This window comes from Phormidium sp. CCY1219, from assembly GCF_055795085.1.
Genome location: NZ_JAYFEQ010000302.1, coordinates 1 through 392, shown reverse-complemented (window position 1 = coordinate 392; position 392 = coordinate 1). Strand labels below are relative to the sequence as shown.

The 392-nt window shown below is 53.1% G+C and carries 1 pseudogene; it reads left to right on the top strand.

The window, feature by feature from the left end:
* Window positions 1-392, top strand: a pseudogene (locus AC0QH1_RS05010) (hypothetical protein); the annotation flags it as partial.

The window sequence follows — 392 nt, the reverse complement described above, 5'->3', positions numbered from 1 at the left end:
ATCCAAACCCCCGCCATCTTTGAACCTTTCCGCAACCCCGCCACCGCCGATGAAATCCGCGATTGTTTGTTAAAATTGCTGCTGATTCGTGCAGAATTGCAACGGGAAGCCAATCGCAACCGCACTCGCATCTCAGACGCAAGTCTTCCAAAATTGTGGATTATTACGCCCACCGCTTCCGAAGACCGATTAGCTGGATTTGGTGCTACCCTAGATTTAGACGCTTGGCCAATGGGAATTTACGTCCTCTCGCCGCAATTGAGAACGTTTGTGGTGGTGGTTCATCAGTTACCCCGCACCATAGATACCCTGTGGTTGAGGGTGTTAGGACGCGGGCGGGTACAAGCCGAAGCGATCGCCGAACTCGATCGACTCCCCCCAGCCAATCTCTT